The sequence below is a fragment of the Helicobacter winghamensis ATCC BAA-430 genome (assembly GCF_028751035.1).
Taxonomy (GTDB): Bacteria; Campylobacterota; Campylobacteria; order Campylobacterales; family Helicobacteraceae; genus Helicobacter_D; species Helicobacter_D winghamensis.
On sequence record NZ_CP063533.1, the window covers coordinates 1,303,075 to 1,317,917 of the forward strand.

The window sequence follows — 14,843 nt, forward strand, 5'->3', positions numbered from 1 at the left end:
TTCAATACGATCTAAAATATACTTGGATTTCATAATTTTGGAATAAAATTTGCTTTAGATTAAAACAAGAAAATTTTTAAGGATAATAATGCGTATAGGAACTAGCTCAAGATACACAATGATGCAATACAATCAGAACAAAACAATGAATAGTTTAAGCAATGTTTTGGCACAAATGAATGGCTTGAAAATCCAGTATGGCTATCAAAACTCTTCAATTTTCAACAAAACACTTTCACTTGATTTTAATATCAATACTCTAACCCAAAGCAAAGAGCTTGCTAATAACGCCTTAACTTTTACAAAGCACACAGACACTGCACTAAGTGAACTTGCAAAGAGTATGGATAATTTTAAAACCAAACTTGTGCAAGGTGCAAATGATATCCATAATGAAACTTCAAGACTTGCAATTGCAAAGGACTTAAGAGCTATTAGAGATCACTTTTTATCTATTGCAAATACTTCTATTGGCGGGGAATATATTTTTGGTGGGACTGCTACAACAAAGTCTCCTTTTAATGCAGATGGGAGTTATAATGGAAATAGTGATGTTTTAAGTGCTTTACTTGGCTCTAACAATTCCCTTCCTTACAATATTACAGGCTCGGAATTATTTTTTGGATCAGATAGAGATACAAATCGTGTAATTTCTACTAATGTGCCAAAATTTAATCAAAGCAAATTACACCCAGAAATTATGGATCCATCGCATCCAACAGGACAAGGGCAAGAAGTTTATATCAAAGCCGACGATCCACTAAGAGATTTAGTAGGAGATAACGACGACAAAACAGACAATAACGACCCAGAAGTATTTTATATCACTGGAAGAAAACCAGATGGAACAGCATTTAAATCTAAATTTGAAATGGAAGTTTCCTATACAGACAAGGGACAAGCTCCAAAAGTGCAAGATTTACTAGATAAAATCGGGCGCGAGTTTGGAAACACAGAAACAAGCAAAGTTGTAGATGTTACACTTAATGAATGGGGACAAATTGAGATTAAAGACTTAACCGGTGGGCGTTCTAACATAGAATTTTCTATGGTATCAAGCTCTTATAAATCTCCAAATAATCAAAATGCAAACCCAAATGCAAACCCTCCAACAGATGGAATCGGGGTTTTGGATATTGATGAGCTTTTAAATAGTGGAGCAAAGGTTAATAGCTATGTGCAAAGCCCATTTTTAGGAAGTTTTTCAAGCAATGCAATTACTTCAGTAGAAGATTACAATGATCATAGAATCCACACAATTCCAACAACTTTTAGAACACACACTAATGAAATTGCCAAAACAACAACACTTCTAAGTGATATTTTTCCAGAAGGCGTGGATTCCATACAGCTTAGCGGAACAGCGGCAAATACAGCCCCTGATACTCCAGGTGCTCAAATTCAAGGAACTACTTTTAATATCACGCCAACTTCAACAATCCAAGATTTAATGGACGCCATTAAAGGGGCGTATGGCGATGTAGATGTGCAATTCTCCGATGGTAAGATTAGCGTTATAGATAAAAATGTGTCTAAGAAAACTCCACCAGATCAAGATCCAAACACCCTTCCTTTCACTGGAGAAAGCTCCCTATCTATCACATTAACAGCACAAGCAGGGGGACAGGCAACAAATGGATTCCGCAATGATTATAGTGTGGAATATGATAGAGTGGATTTTTCACGCAATGGAGCAACTCTAAGTTCTAATATCTCACAAGTCATCCGTGGAAGTAATGAGTATGCCAAACTTGAAACAAAGCTTTCTGAAGTGGCTGGAACAAGCCTAGATGGACATACCTATAATTTTGAAGTTAAAGATGTCAATGGAACACCTATTAAAGGACGCATTGAGTTTAGAGACGCTGGAAGTATTATGGTAATTGATAGTCCAGCACAAATGAATGGTGTGAATATTGCAGGGATTGAAGTGCCAATCTTACAAGCTAATGGAAATCCACCGCAAGTCTCTGGCGACCCGACGGGAGCAAATGATGTTACCTACCAGCAATTAGCCGATACTTTAGGAATGGTTTTAAATCTAAGCAATTCTAATCCGGGGGATTTGCAAAATGTATTTGACCAAAATGCAGACTTCAATGATCCAGCAAATAAATCAGCCTATGAAGCAATGCTAGGCAATGCAAAGCATAATGTAAATATAACACTTGATGTTAATGGTGCATTACAAATTAAGGATTTGCACAGAACGCCTACAAGAATGGAATTTTCACTCTATGATAGCACAAGTGATAATTACACACTTAATGCACAAGGAAGAATTGATGGAAGCAGACCAGCCCTAACTTTTCAAGCAAATAGTGCTGTGGTTGCTGATGATCCACATATTAACTTTTTTCAGCAAATTGACCAAATGATAGAAGCCCTAGAGGTGGGCTCTTATAGACCTGGCGGAACAAACACCTATGGGGATGCTATGCGAAATCCGGGCGTGCAAAATGCCATTTTAGCCTTTGATCACCTAGCAGATCATGTTAATAAGGTGCATACCAAAAATGGTTCACAAGGAAACGCATTTGAATACTCCATTGAGCGCACGGAAGTATTAATTGTTCAAGCAAAAACATTGCGTTCTGATACCATTGATACAGATTTTGCAGAAGCATACTTGCAGTTTTCTACGCTTTCTATGGGGTATCAAGCAATGCTTTCTAGTGTTAGTAAAATCACGCAACTCTCACTTGTTAATTATCTTTAATTAAACTTCTAAACTCGCCCTTTGGCGAGCTTTCTTATTCTGACAAAAGTATTTTTAAGATAGAATCGCAACTTCATTTTACAAAAAAAGGCAGAGAATGCTTACAAATCCAGTTGTTGTGTCAATTTTAGTAATGGGCGCTTTGTGTTTAGCGCGCTTAAATGTTTTGCTGGCGATTTTAATCTCTGCGCTTGTAGCAGGGGTTTTAGGCGGGCTTGGAATTGAAAAAAGTATTAGCCTGCTTATCTCTGGAATGGCTGGAAATTTAGAAACCGCTTTGAGTTATATTTTGCTAGGTGCGCTTGCAAGTGCAATTGCGCAAACAAATCTCACAATGATTTTAATCCACTATATCGCAAAGTTTGTGCAAAATCGTCGCTTAATGTTTTGTTTATCTCTCGCCTTTTTTGCGTGTTTTTCACAAAATCTTATTCCTGTACATATCGCTTTTATTCCTATTTTGATTCCACCTTTGCTGCCTTTGATGAATCGCTTAAAGATTGATAGGCGTGCTGTGGCTTGCGCATTGACTTTTGGGTTAAAAGCCCCTTATGTAAGTTTTGGGGCTGGGTTTGGGCTTATTTTTCACACTATTTTGCGCGATCAACTCAATCAAAATGGTGTGCGAGTGAATTTAGATGATATTGCAAGTGTAATGTGGATAGGTGGAGCTTGTATGCTTCTAGGCTTGCTTTTTGGAATCTTTGTATTTTACAGAAAGCCTAGAGAATATCAAAACACTTATCTTTCACAAGAAACAATGGAATCTTTAGAAAAGCCAAAAATATGCCAAAAGGATATTGCAGTGCTTCTTGGTGCTGTGGTGGCATTTGTGGTGCAACTTTGGTTAAAGTCTTTGCCGCTTGGAGGCTTGTGCGGGCTTATTGTAATGATTATTTTGGGAGGAATTAAATGGAATGAAATTGATAGCGTTATGGAAGATGGCTTTAAGATGATGGCATTTATTGCCTTTGTAATGCTTGTGGCAGCTGGATTTGGTGCAGTGCTTAAAGAAACAGGCGCGATTACTACGCTTGTGGATTATGTAGCGACATTTTCAAATGGAAAAATGCTAAGTGCGTTTATGATGTTGCTTGTTGGACTTTTTATTACACTTGGAATAGGAACTTCCTTTGGCACGATTCCTATTATTGCAGCAATTTATTGTCCGTTAGCATTAACTCTAGGATTTTCGCCAGCAGCAATTATATTGCTTGTTGGAATTGCCGGTGCATTAGGCGATGCGGGAAGTCCAGCAAGTGATAGCACGCTTGGACCAACGGCTGGGTTAAATATGGATAAGCAGCATAATCACATTTGGGATACTTGTGTGCCTACATTTTTAATGTATAATATTCCGCTAATCATCGGTGGCACAATAGGTGCAATTTTATTATAAGGAGCTTTTTATGCGTGATTTTATAAAAATTGCTAAAGAAGTGTTCGATCTAGAGGCGAATGCAATTTTAGACTTAAAAACAAAAATGGATTCCAACTTTAATGCAGTGATTGCTTGTATTTTGGGAATAAAAGGGAGGCTAATTATAAGTGGTATGGGCAAGTCTGGGCATATTGGAGCAAAAATTGCCGCAACTCTAGCAAGCACAGGCACGCCTAGCTTTTTTATGCATCCTGCTGAAGCATTGCATGGGGATTTAGGAATGCTAAGAGAAGAAGATGCTCTACTTGCAATCTCTAACTCTGGCGAGAGTGAAGAAATTTTACGCTTAATCCCTTCTATTAGAATACGCAAGATTCCACTAATTGCACTAAGTGGTAAAAGTGATTCCACTTTGGCTAGAGAAAGTGATTATTTTTTAAATGTGGGTGTCAAAAAAGAAGCTTGTCCTTTGCAACTTGCACCTACAAGCTCTACAACTGCAACTTTAGCAATGGGTGATGCAATCGCAGTTGCACTAATGCGTGCAAGAAATTTTAAACCAGAAGACTTTGCGCTTTTTCACCCGGGTGGAAGTTTAGGGCGCAAGCTTTTAACGCGCGTTAAAGATATTATGGTGAGCAAAAATTTACCTATTGTTGCACCAGATTCTAGCTTTAAAACCTTAATTGCTGAAATGACTTCTAAAAAACTGGGGGTATGTTTGGTGTGCGAAGATACAAAACTATTAGGAATCATTACAGATGGGGATTTGCGCCGAGCTTTAAATGCAGATAAATTTAACGCTAATGCGCGTGAAATCATGACAGAACACCCAAAAACTATTAATCTAAATGCAATGGCAACAGAAGCAGAATCTTTAATGCTAGAACACAAAATTAAAGAATTAGTTGTAATGGATCACACAGATTGTGTAGGTGTGGTTCAACTTTATACAATAGCAAGAGTGTGATTTAGATTCCATAAAGGAATCTAAAATTATTTAAGCTTGCCATTAATTGTGATATCTACGATATTCCAACTCACACCTAAATGTCCAGCAGCTACATCACTAAGTGCTTTGAGTGCTTTTGGAGCATTAGAAAAAGCTAAAAGATCCAATCTTCCTTGTGCTTGAAACTCTTTGTTGCCTAAAATCTCATAGTTTAGTGGCACAATTACGCTTTGGCGATTAATGATAACTTTCGCACTAATTGTGCCTTTGTATTCACCTTCAATTACATTAATAATTTCCACTTTAATATCATTTTTATTGTTTAATGTTCCAAAAAATGCATTGATTACATTATCTGTAATAACTTGATTTTCTTCTCCACCCATATCAATATTTTTTGGAGAAAGAATTACGCTTGCACCAACAAGTTGTTTAGAAAGCGTAGAATCGTCTTTTTTAAAATTAAACTTTGCTGTTGTAAAGACACCTTTTGTTCCTGCCATTGTGGGAGTTTTATACCCTTCAAAACCAATTTTGATACTCTCTTTATCTAATCCTGCACCAAAAAGCGTGCCAGATAATGCCAAAATACCAAATACAGCGAAAATTATACTTCTCATTGTTAATCCTTGAAAAATTTAAATGCAAATCATTATAATAAAATATTTTAAAAATAAAGATACAGATTCTTTAAATAATTTATTTTTGAGTAATAATAGTTTAAAATTACACACTTTTGCAATTTTTTAAGGAAGTAAATGCCACCTTTTATGAAAAGCCATTCTAAAATAACCCAAGATAACACAAAGCACAACATACAAACTCTAGGCGTTTTCTTGCGCCCATCTACTCCAGAACTTAAAGATTACTTCTTGGAGTTTCAAGCAAAGGCTACACAATTAGAGTTTCGTGTTATTTTGGATTCTATTAGTGCTGGAATGATTGGAATGCGCGGTTTAAATTTCGATGAGCTTTGCAAAGAAGCAGATGTGTTAATCTCCATAGGTGGCGATGGCACGCTAATTTCTACTGCTAGGCGCTCTGTGACTTATAAAAAGCCAATTTTAGGCATTAATATGGGGCATTTAGGATTCCTTACAGACTTGCAAAAACACGAAGCGGAAGCCTTTTTGCCAAGCTTAAAAAGTGGCAATTATACTATCACTGAACACATGATGCTAGAAGGTAGAATCCAAGATAACACAAACTTTTTTGCACTTAATGATATTGTCCTAACGCGCCTAAATGATGCAGGAATGATTCATCTAAAAGCCTATATTGATGGCGAGTATTTTAATGCCTATTATGGCGATGGCTTAATTATCGCCACTCCCACAGGCTCCACAGCCTATAATATTAGTGCTGGGGGTGCTGTGGTATATCCCTTTTCTAAAAATATTCTTTTAACGCCCATTTGCGCGCATTCTTTAACCCAACGCCCACTCATCTTACCAGATTCCTTTGAAATTGCTATTGAACTAGGTGAAGCTGGGCGTTGCAATATCGTTATTGACGGACAAGAGAGTAAGCCATTAAAATTTGGTGAAAAAATCACAATTTGCGCCAAAAACGAGGGTGTGCGCCTAATCCACAGCCCACACTGGAATTACTTTAAAATCTTAAGAGAGAAATTTCACTGGGGGGATTTTGAATAATGCAAAAACTCTGTCTTAAACAAATCATCATTAAAGATTCCCCAACCTTTAAGTGCGCAAGCTTCTCTCCAAGCCCCCACTTTAATGTCTTTAGTGGTGCAAGTGGAGCGGGGAAATCTGTGCTTATGGAATCCATTTTAGCCCTTTTTGGACTTAGGGAAACAAACGCCACACTACTTGAAGCCACGCTTGAATTACGGGGGATTCCACAAGAGTTTGAAGGCTTAATTGATGAAGGGGAAGTTGTCCTAACTCTTAGCAAAAAGGATAAAATCCGCTATTTTCTAAATGCTCAAAATATCCCAAAAAAGAAAATCCAAGAGCTTTTTGCCCCCTTTTTAAAACATCTTAGCACCAAATCCTATGACGCAACAAGTGAGCAAAATCTCTTTTTTGTGTTAGATAGTTTTATAGAATCTCAAACCCCAAATCACAAAGAAATTTTACAAAATTATAAGAAATCCTTTTTGTGCTTTAATGAAGCTAAAAATGCGCTAAAAACCCTACAAGATGAAGCACTAAAAGTTGCTGAACTTAAAGAATTTGTGCGTTTTGAAATCCAAAAGCTAGAATCCTTAAATCCTAAAAAAGGAGAATACGAAGAACTTTTAGAACTCAAAAAAGATATCTCTAAAAAAGAAAAAATCAATGAAAGCCTACAAGATGTGCGTGATTTTTTAAGCCAAAGCCACAAGGTTACGCAGTTTTTAAATCTAACAAATAGCGATGAAAGCGATTCCATTTTAAGCGCATTAAACACGCTTGAATCCCTATGCGAACAAGAAAGCGAACGCCTAGAAGCACTAGAGATGAGCAACCCAGAAGAGATTTTAAACCGCATTGAAGCCCTAAGTGCGCTCAAACACCGCTATGGCGGCGTTGATGAAGCCTTAGAATATTTAGAAAACAAAAAGCAAGAATTAAAAAAATACGAAAATTTAGATTCCATCTTAAAAGACGCACAGAACTCTTATAATAACGCAAAAGATATGCTACAAACTAGTGCGAAATCCCTATCACAGGCAAGAGAGAAATATGTAAGTGAATTTGAAAAAACGCTAAATTCCGCCCTAACTTCACTAAAAATGCCAAGCTCTAAAATTACACTAAGCCCATTAAGTGTGGAATCTTATAGCATTCTAGGCGCACAAAGCCTTGAAATCTCGCTCAATACCGCCTTAAAAAACCTAAGTTCTGGAGAGTTTAACCGCTTCCGCCTTGCCTTGCTTCTTACACAAAAAGGACAAGAAAAAATCCTAGAAAATAGCATCTCAAAAGATAGCGCATTAATCATCTTAGACGAACTAGATGCCAACTTAAGCGGACAAGAATCCCAAAGTGTCGCAGTCGCGCTAAAAGAACTCTCAAGCACACATCAAATCTTTGCAATCTCTCACCAGCCCCATATGCCAAGCCTTGCTAATACGCATTTTCTTATCCAAAAACAGCCTGATAGCTCCACCATAACAGCACTTGATAAACAAGGCAGAATCCAAGAAATCGCAAGAATGATAAGTGGAGATTCCATCACCAAAGAAGCCCTAGAATTTGCTACCAAACAACTAAGTGCCTTACAATGAACTTAAGCACGCTCCAAAAATTTGCCAACTTCTTAACCCAAACTCCGCCATTAAAACTCCGTATAATCCGTAGAATCGGGGATAATCTCTTTAAACTTGACCTAAATGGAGAGCTTTTTTTTATAGATTTAACGCGTGGAAAATCTACAATTTTTATTACAGATGAATCGCTAATTCCACCAAAAATTTACCAAGCTCCCTTTGACAAAAGCTTAGAGAAATATTGCTTTAACTCCCAAATTTTAGGTGCGAAACTTGATGGCAATAACAGAATCTTACAACTTCTTTTGCAAACAAAAAACAGCTACAAAACCCTGCATTTCACACTTCAATTTGAATTTACAGGACGCAACACAAACCTTATTCTTTTAGATTCCAACAATCTCGTCCTAGACGCCTTACGCCACATCACAAAGGAACAATCCTTTAGAGAAGTTAGAATCCAAAAACCGCTTTTGCCACTTCCACAGCCCATAACTTCTCCAAAAATACGCGATGAAGGCGAGCTCTTTAGCGTTTTAAAAAAAAATTTTAAAGCCTTGCAACAAAAAGAGCTAGATCATAAAATCCAAAAATCTAAAACCACTCTCCAGCACAAAATCTCACAAACCAAGCATTTTTTAAACCACCTAGAAAACAAAGAATTGCTAGAATCTAACGCAAAAAAAGAAGCATATTTAGGACAGCTTATCGTAGAAAATCTGTATTTACATCCAAATTTTAGGGGTGATTCTATCACGCTAAATTCCACGCTTATAACACTCCCAACCCAAGCGCATTCCCTAAGCCACGCAGCGCAAATTTTCTTTGAAAATTCCAAAAAACTTGCCAAAAAGGCAAAAAACATTCATCTTCAAGCCCAAAACCTAAATGAAAAATTAAATTTTTATGAAAGTTTGCTTGAAATGATACAAAATGTAACAAATTCTAATGACTTACAAATTTTAAATTCTAATTTTCAAAAAGATTCCATAAAAAAAGAATTCAAAAAAGAAACTAAGCAATTTGAAAGCTTTTTTATAGAAGGGATTAAAGTATCTATTGGTAAAAATGAACGCGAAAACATCGTGCTCTTAAAAGAAGCGCGCGCTGATGATATTTGGATGCACATTCGCAATCTCCCAAGCTCTCATTGCATTATTCATTGTGGAAAATCAAAAATTTCCGATATAATCCTATACAAAGCCGCTAAAATTTTAATCGGATTCACAAAAAGTTTTAGCGGAAATTATGATATAGATTACACAAGGCGCAAATTTGTGAAAATCACACAAGGTGCAAATGTTGTCTATGCAAAAGAGCAAACACTCCGGCTAAAAAGGATTAAAAATGGCTGTAACTCCTGTTGGCAACATGACTTATATCAATCAAAACGCACAAGTTGGCTCTGTGCAACAGGCAAACACACAGGTAAAGCTTGATTTTCAAGCAATGGTTAATCTCCAAAATCTCCAAGAACAACAAGACGAAATCCAAGAAGTGCGACCTACTGAAGAAACACTTGAAGTCAAAGATGAGAGAGAAGGTAATGGCAAGCAAGAGAAAGATGATGAAAACGACAAAAATGATAAAAAAAGCGATTCCAATAATGCGCAAACTTCTAACCAAACAGACACTATCCAAACAAATGCTGATGGCACAATCGCGCATTTAAACATCTCCGTTTAAAGTTTGGTTGAAAAGTTGGAATCCTTTTTGCTATTACTTTTTCAAACAAGCAAAAGGATGGCTTATGCACACTCTTTTAAAGGTATTTTTATCCTTTCTTTTTCTTTCAACCCTTAGTTTTGCGTGGCAACCAAGCAACCCAAATCCTTACTACTCCCAAAGCGATGAACATCCCCTTTACACCGAGCGTAAAAAGCGTTTGCTAGGCATTTATGGCACTTACAATAGGGCAAAGTCTGATGCTACACTTAACATTAGTGGTTTTGAAGCACAAAAGCATAATTTAAGTGAAAAGCAATTTGGAGTTGGAATCCAAATTGGCTATTTGCTAGATTCCAACAACAGAGTTTTGGCAAACTTTGAATATCATCTCAAACAAAATGGATTCTCTTATCAACTTCTAACTTTAGGCTATGCTTTTACCCCGCAACTTCCAAATAGCACAAATTGGAGATTGCTCTTAGGTGTAAATGCTGGGCTTGCGCTAGGAAAATTTGATAGCGGTAGTTTTGTGATTAATGATAGCGCATTAGAAAAGCTCTCTTACACAGGCTTAACTTATGGTGTTAAAGGCGGACTTATCCGCACATTTAATAGCGGAGAGTTAGAGTTTGGAGTGCAAGCAAGACGCCTAGACTTTGGAGAAGAAAGTGGAAGTTTAACGCTCAATAATAACCCAAGCTCGGCAAATTTAGACCTTAGCAAAACTTCTAACTTAGGTGTTTATCTAGGCTACAATCTCTTATTTTAAAGGATAAAAATGTGGATTTTATTTTCACCTAGTGAGAAAAAATGCTTCACACATAAAGATGAAATCGCTTCTAAAAATGCTTGCTTTTATAAAGATTTTATTTGTGAAAATTTACAAGAAATTTTAGAATCTTACACACAATATTTACAACACGCAAGCGATGCACAACTTCAAAAACTTTTTGGCAAAAAAACACTTCATCTTAATGAAATCTCTTTAGCACAAAATCTTTTTACAACACCACTTTTAGATTCCATTAAACGCTATGATGGAGTAGCTTTTAATGCCTTAAATTATGAAAATTTAGACAAAATTGCTAAGGATTATTTAGCAAAAAATCTTTTGATTTTTTCTAATCTTTTTGGTGTGCTTAAAACCACAGATAAAATTCCCTATTATGATTTGAAACAAGGCGAAGGTTTTTGCCACCAAACCACTACATTTTCTACAAAAAATCTCTATGCAAATAACCACATAAAAATTTGGAAATTTTTAGATTCCAAAAAGCCTTTAGAATTTTTAGATTTACGCGCAGGCTTTTATCAAAAATGCTTTTCTTTAAATACGATTCCAACTTTTTTGAAAGAAAAATCTCTCCACATTCTAACGCCAAACTTTATAAAAAATGGCAAAACACTAAGCCACTATGCAAAATTTTATCGCGGAATCCTTTTGCAAACTTGTGCTAAAAAGGAAATTTCAAACTTACAAAAACTTCTTAACACAGAAATTAAAGGACTTACTCTAACAGACAAAAACACCTCGCACAAGGATAATATTACCCATACAATTCTAACTTACACGATTACCTAAATTTTTAGTATAATTGCGCCTTTATCAAAGCTATCATAAAGGAATCTTAATGAAATTTTGTGGAAAAAATGTTTTAATAACAGGTGCTAGCAAAGGTATTGGCGCAGAAATTGCTAAAGTCTTAGCAAAAGAAGGTTTAAAAGTGTGGATTAACTACCGCTCTAAACCTGAACTTGCAGATACCCTAAAAGCAGAGATTGAAGCAAGTGGCGGAAGTGCAGCTGTTGTGTGCTTTGACGCAACAGATGAAGAAGCCTTTATTGCAGGGTTAAACGCAATTACAAGCAGTGATGGCGAACTTGCATTTTTAGTCAATAACGCAGGTATTACTAATGATAAACTCTCAATGCGTATGAAAACAGAAGATTTTACTTCCGTGCTTGAAGCAAATCTTACTTCAAGTTTTATTGGCTGTCGTGAAGCCTTAAAAATTATGCGCAAACAAGGCTATGGAGCGGTTGTAAATATTTCTTCAATCATCGGTGAAATCGGCAACCTTGGGCAATGCAATTATGCAGCAAGCAAGGGCGGAATGATTGCGATGACCAAATCTTTTGCCAAAGAAGGAGGAAGTAAAGGAATCCGATTTAATTGTGTAACTCCGGGCTTTATTGAAAGTGATATGACAAAAGCCTTAAAAGATGAAATTAAAACAGAATACGCCAAAAATATCCCTCTAGGACGCTTTGGAAGCGGTGAAGAAGTAGCAGGTGCAGTTGCGTTTTTACTCTCAAATAGCGCAAACTACATAACAGGCGAAGTCTTAAAAGTAAATGGCGGACTCTATATGTAGCACATAAAGTTTTTTAAGAAAAACTTAGCTACAATACAGCCTTATTGAATTTTTTTAAGGAGAAGTTGCAATGGCAATATTTGATGATGTAAAGGCAGTTGTTGTAGAACAACTTAATGTAAATGAAGGTGAAGTGAAGCCGGAATCTAAGTTTGTAGATGATTTGGGCGCGGATTCTTTAGATGTTGTTGAACTTGTAATGGCATTAGAAGAAAAATTTGAAATTGAAATCCCAGATGAAGAAGCTGAAAAAATCCAAACAGTTGGCGATGTTGTTGCCTACATTGAAAAGGCAAAAGCTTAATTTACACTCTTTGTATGCCTTAGGGCATACACATTTTATCATTTAAGGGAGAAATATGAGACGCGTAGTGGTAACTGGATTAGGAATGATTAATGCTCTTGGATTAAACAGAGAAGATTCTTTTAAAGCTATTATAGATGGAAGATGTGGAGTTAAAACAATCTCCTCTTTTGATATTACAGATTTTCCTGTGAAAATTGCCGCTGAGATTACAGATTTTGATCCAAATAGCGTAATGGACGCTAAAGAAGTCAAAAAGGCAGACCGCTTTATCCAGTTAGGAATCAAAGCCGCCAAAGAAGCAATGGAAGATAGCGGTTTATTAAATAGTGATGGTAAGCTACAAGATTCCATTAACCCCGAACGCTTTGGGATTAGCTCCGCTTCAGGCATTGGTGGCTTAGGCAATATTGAAAAAAACTCCGTGGTAAATTTTGAGCGCGGACCAAAGCGTATCTCTCCTTTCTTTATTCCTTCAGCACTTGTTAATATGCTTGGCGGATTTATTTCCATTGATTACTCTATCAAAGGACCAAATCTAGCAAGCGTTACAGCTTGTGCTGCTGGAACACACGGCGTTAGCGAAGCTGGAAAAACCATAATGCTAAATTGTGCAGATAGAATGCTAGTTGTTGCTGCAGAATCCGCGATTTGTGGCGTAGGAATCGGTGGTTTTGCCGCAATGAAAGCATTATCTGATAGAAACGATGAACCACAGCTTGCAAGTCGCCCTTTTGATAATGAACGCAATGGCTTTGTAATGGGAGAGGGTGCAGCAGCCTTAGTGCTTGAAGAATACGAAGCGGCTAAAGCAAGGGGGGCAACAATTTATGCAGAATTGGTAGGCTTTGGTGAAAGTGGCGATGCAAATCACATCACAACGCCAGCTCCAGAAGGAGAAGGTGCATACCGCGCAATGAAAGCAGCACTTTCTATGGCAAATACACAGATTGATTATATTAATGCACACGGCACTAGCACAAAATACAACGATTTATACGAAACACTTGCTCTTAAAAAAGTCTTTAATGGTAGTGTTCCGCCTGTTAGCTCCACAAAAGGGCAAATTGGGCATTGTTTAGGTGCAGCAGGTGGGATTGAAGCAGTGATTTCTATTTTAGCAATGCAAAAAGGAATCCTACCTCCAACAATCAATCAAATCCAAAAAGACCCAGAATGCGATTTAGACTACATTCCAAACACTGCAAGAGAAGCAAAAATCAATGCAATAATGAGCAATTCCTTTGGTTTTGGGGGAACTAATGGCGTTGTAATCTTTAAAAGAGTGTAAATCGTGGCAACCTATTTAGACTTTGAAGTAAAAATCAAGACAATCCAAGAAAACATCGCAACAGCAAAATTAAAAAATGATGCACACGCGATTGAGATCTTGCAAAAAGATTTAGACAAAGAAGTTAAAAAGGTTTATTCTAATCTTTCTGATTATCAAAAATTACAGCTTGCAAGGCATCCTGATCGCCCTTATTCTATGGACTATATTTCCTTGCTTTTAGATGAGCCTTTAGAAATCCACGGAGATAGACATTTTAGTGATGATCACGCTATTGTTTGCTATCTTGGTAAAATTGCAGGTGAAAAGGTAATGGTTATTGGCGAAGAAAAAGGCAGAGGGACAAAAAACAAACTTTATCGCAATTTTGGAATGCCAAACCCAGAAGGCTATCGCAAGGCATTGCGTGTGGCAAAAATGGCAGAAAAGTTTGGGATTCCGCTTTTAATGTTTATTGATACGCCCGGTGCATATCCCGGAGTTGGTGCAGAAGAGCGCGGACAGAGTGAAGCTATTGCTAAAAACTTGCAAGAATTTAGCGCACTTAAGATTCCAACAATCTCTATTGTTATCGGAGAAGGTGGAAGCGGTGGCGCGCTTGCTATCGGTGTGGCTGATAAACTTGCAATGATGGAGTATTCTGTTTTTAGCGTAATTTCACCAGAGGGTTGTGCAGCGATTTTATGGAATGATCCAACAAAAATTGAAAACGCCACGCAAGCCTTAAAAATCACGCCAGAAGGATTAAAAGAATCCCACTTAATTGATGCAATTATTAAAGAGCCCGGAATTGGAGCGCATAGAGATAAAGAAGGCGCAGCAGAAGCGATTAAAACCTACTTTCTAGAATCCCTAGATTCTATCCGTGAAGATCCAGATTATCTCAACAAACGCTTTAGCAAGCTGATGAATTACGGAAGCTTCCAAGCATAAATC

At 37.0% G+C, this 14,843-nt stretch carries 14 protein-coding genes; 13 read left to right on the plus strand and 1 reads right to left on the minus strand.

Features of this window, described 5'->3' with window-relative positions; all coding sequences use genetic code 11:
- The first annotated feature begins 88 nt into the window (after positions 1-88).
- The 3 genes from flgL to IP358_RS06735 all read left to right on the plus strand — a co-directional run bounded on the left by flgL (position 89) and on the right by IP358_RS06735 (position 5,070).
- Positions 89-2,719 (plus strand): flagellar hook-associated protein FlgL, encoded by a 2,631-nt coding sequence (gene flgL, locus IP358_RS06725; protein WP_006802821.1) that lies wholly within the window; start codon positions 89-91, stop codon positions 2,717-2,719.
- A gap of 97 nt (positions 2,720-2,816) precedes the next feature.
- Positions 2,817-4,118, plus strand: a complete 1,302-nt coding sequence (locus IP358_RS06730) for a Na+/H+ antiporter family protein (RefSeq protein ID WP_006802822.1) — start codon at positions 2,817-2,819, stop codon at positions 4,116-4,118.
- A gap of 10 nt (positions 4,119-4,128) precedes the next feature.
- Positions 4,129-5,070: a KpsF/GutQ family sugar-phosphate isomerase gene (locus IP358_RS06735; RefSeq protein WP_006802823.1), complete on the plus strand. Its 942-nt coding sequence runs from the start codon at positions 4,129-4,131 to the stop codon at positions 5,068-5,070.
- A gap of 26 nt (positions 5,071-5,096) precedes the next feature.
- On the opposite strand, the gene IP358_RS06740 is transcribed toward IP358_RS06735, so the two are convergent.
- Positions 5,097-5,672 carry a hypothetical protein gene (locus IP358_RS06740; RefSeq protein WP_006802824.1) on the minus strand — a complete coding sequence of 192 codons (576 nt, stop codon included), beginning with the start codon at positions 5,670-5,672 and terminating at the stop codon, positions 5,097-5,099.
- Positions 5,673-5,810: 138 nt separating this feature from the next.
- Here IP358_RS06740 and IP358_RS06745 point away from each other — a divergent pair, with 138 nt between their 5' ends.
- From IP358_RS06745 to accA, 10 genes are all read left to right on the plus strand, one after another.
- Positions 5,811-6,707 (plus strand): NAD(+)/NADH kinase, encoded by an 897-nt coding sequence (locus IP358_RS06745; protein ID WP_006802825.1) that lies wholly within the window; start codon positions 5,811-5,813, stop codon positions 6,705-6,707.
- Positions 6,707-8,287 (plus strand): DNA repair protein RecN, encoded by a 1,581-nt coding sequence (locus tag IP358_RS06750; RefSeq protein ID WP_006802826.1) that lies wholly within the window; start codon positions 6,707-6,709, stop codon positions 8,285-8,287. The genes IP358_RS06745 and IP358_RS06750 overlap by 1 nt, the downstream gene beginning before the upstream one ends.
- Positions 8,284-9,708, plus strand: a complete 1,425-nt coding sequence (locus IP358_RS06755) for an NFACT family protein (RefSeq protein WP_006802827.1) — start codon at positions 8,284-8,286, stop codon at positions 9,706-9,708. Before IP358_RS06750 ends, IP358_RS06755 begins: the two co-directional genes overlap by 4 nt.
- Positions 9,617-9,955 carry a hypothetical protein gene (locus tag IP358_RS06760; RefSeq protein WP_040498575.1) on the plus strand — a complete coding sequence of 113 codons (339 nt, stop codon included), beginning with the start codon at positions 9,617-9,619 and terminating at the stop codon, positions 9,953-9,955. Before IP358_RS06755 ends, IP358_RS06760 begins: the two co-directional genes overlap by 92 nt.
- Before the next feature lie 64 nt (positions 9,956-10,019).
- Positions 10,020-10,706, plus strand: a complete 687-nt coding sequence (locus tag IP358_RS06765) for a hypothetical protein (protein ID WP_006802829.1) — start codon at positions 10,020-10,022, stop codon at positions 10,704-10,706.
- A 9-nt stretch (positions 10,707-10,715) separates the two neighbouring features.
- Positions 10,716-11,519 (plus strand): peroxide stress protein YaaA, encoded by an 804-nt coding sequence (gene yaaA / locus IP358_RS06770; RefSeq protein WP_006802830.1) that lies wholly within the window; start codon positions 10,716-10,718, stop codon positions 11,517-11,519.
- Positions 11,520-11,568: 49 nt separating this feature from the next.
- Entirely contained in the window at positions 11,569-12,312 is a 744-nt protein-coding gene (gene fabG / locus IP358_RS06775; RefSeq protein ID WP_006802831.1) for a 3-oxoacyl-ACP reductase FabG, read from the plus strand.
- Between the two features lie 70 nt (positions 12,313-12,382).
- Positions 12,383-12,616 carry an acyl carrier protein gene (gene acpP / locus IP358_RS06780; protein ID WP_006802832.1) on the plus strand — a complete coding sequence of 78 codons (234 nt, stop codon included), beginning with the start codon at positions 12,383-12,385 and terminating at the stop codon, positions 12,614-12,616.
- 55 nt (positions 12,617-12,671) lie between these two features.
- Entirely contained in the window at positions 12,672-13,907 is a 1,236-nt protein-coding gene (locus IP358_RS06785; RefSeq protein WP_006802833.1) for a beta-ketoacyl-ACP synthase II, read from the plus strand.
- 3 nt (positions 13,908-13,910) lie between these two features.
- Positions 13,911-14,840, plus strand: coding sequence for an acetyl-CoA carboxylase carboxyl transferase subunit alpha (gene accA / locus IP358_RS06790; protein ID WP_006802834.1), 930 nt, complete (start codon positions 13,911-13,913; stop codon positions 14,838-14,840).
- Positions 14,841-14,843: the final 3 nt, after the last annotated feature.

Coding starts and splice junctions, on each gene's coding strand:
- IP358_RS06760 (WP_040498575.1), top strand. CDS start 9,617: ATGGCTGTAACTCCTGTTGGCAACATGACTTATATCAATCAAAACGCA.
- IP358_RS06785 (WP_006802833.1), top strand. CDS start 12,672: ATGAGACGCGTAGTGGTAACTGGATTAGGAATGATTAATGCTCTTGGA.
- IP358_RS06750 (WP_006802826.1), top strand. CDS start 6,707: ATGCAAAAACTCTGTCTTAAACAAATCATCATTAAAGATTCCCCAACC.
- IP358_RS06765 (WP_006802829.1), top strand. CDS start 10,020: ATGCACACTCTTTTAAAGGTATTTTTATCCTTTCTTTTTCTTTCAACC.
- IP358_RS06730 (WP_006802822.1), top strand. CDS start 2,817: ATGCTTACAAATCCAGTTGTTGTGTCAATTTTAGTAATGGGCGCTTTG.
- IP358_RS06740 (WP_006802824.1), bottom strand. CDS start 5,672: ATGAGAAGTATAATTTTCGCTGTATTTGGTATTTTGGCATTATCTGGC.
- acpP (WP_006802832.1), top strand. CDS start 12,383: ATGGCAATATTTGATGATGTAAAGGCAGTTGTTGTAGAACAACTTAAT.
- flgL (WP_006802821.1), top strand. CDS start 89: ATGCGTATAGGAACTAGCTCAAGATACACAATGATGCAATACAATCAG.
- IP358_RS06745 (WP_006802825.1), top strand. CDS start 5,811: ATGCCACCTTTTATGAAAAGCCATTCTAAAATAACCCAAGATAACACA.
- IP358_RS06755 (WP_006802827.1), top strand. CDS start 8,284: ATGAACTTAAGCACGCTCCAAAAATTTGCCAACTTCTTAACCCAAACT.
- IP358_RS06735 (WP_006802823.1), top strand. CDS start 4,129: ATGCGTGATTTTATAAAAATTGCTAAAGAAGTGTTCGATCTAGAGGCG.
- yaaA (WP_006802830.1), top strand. CDS start 10,716: ATGTGGATTTTATTTTCACCTAGTGAGAAAAAATGCTTCACACATAAA.
- fabG (WP_006802831.1), top strand. CDS start 11,569: ATGAAATTTTGTGGAAAAAATGTTTTAATAACAGGTGCTAGCAAAGGT.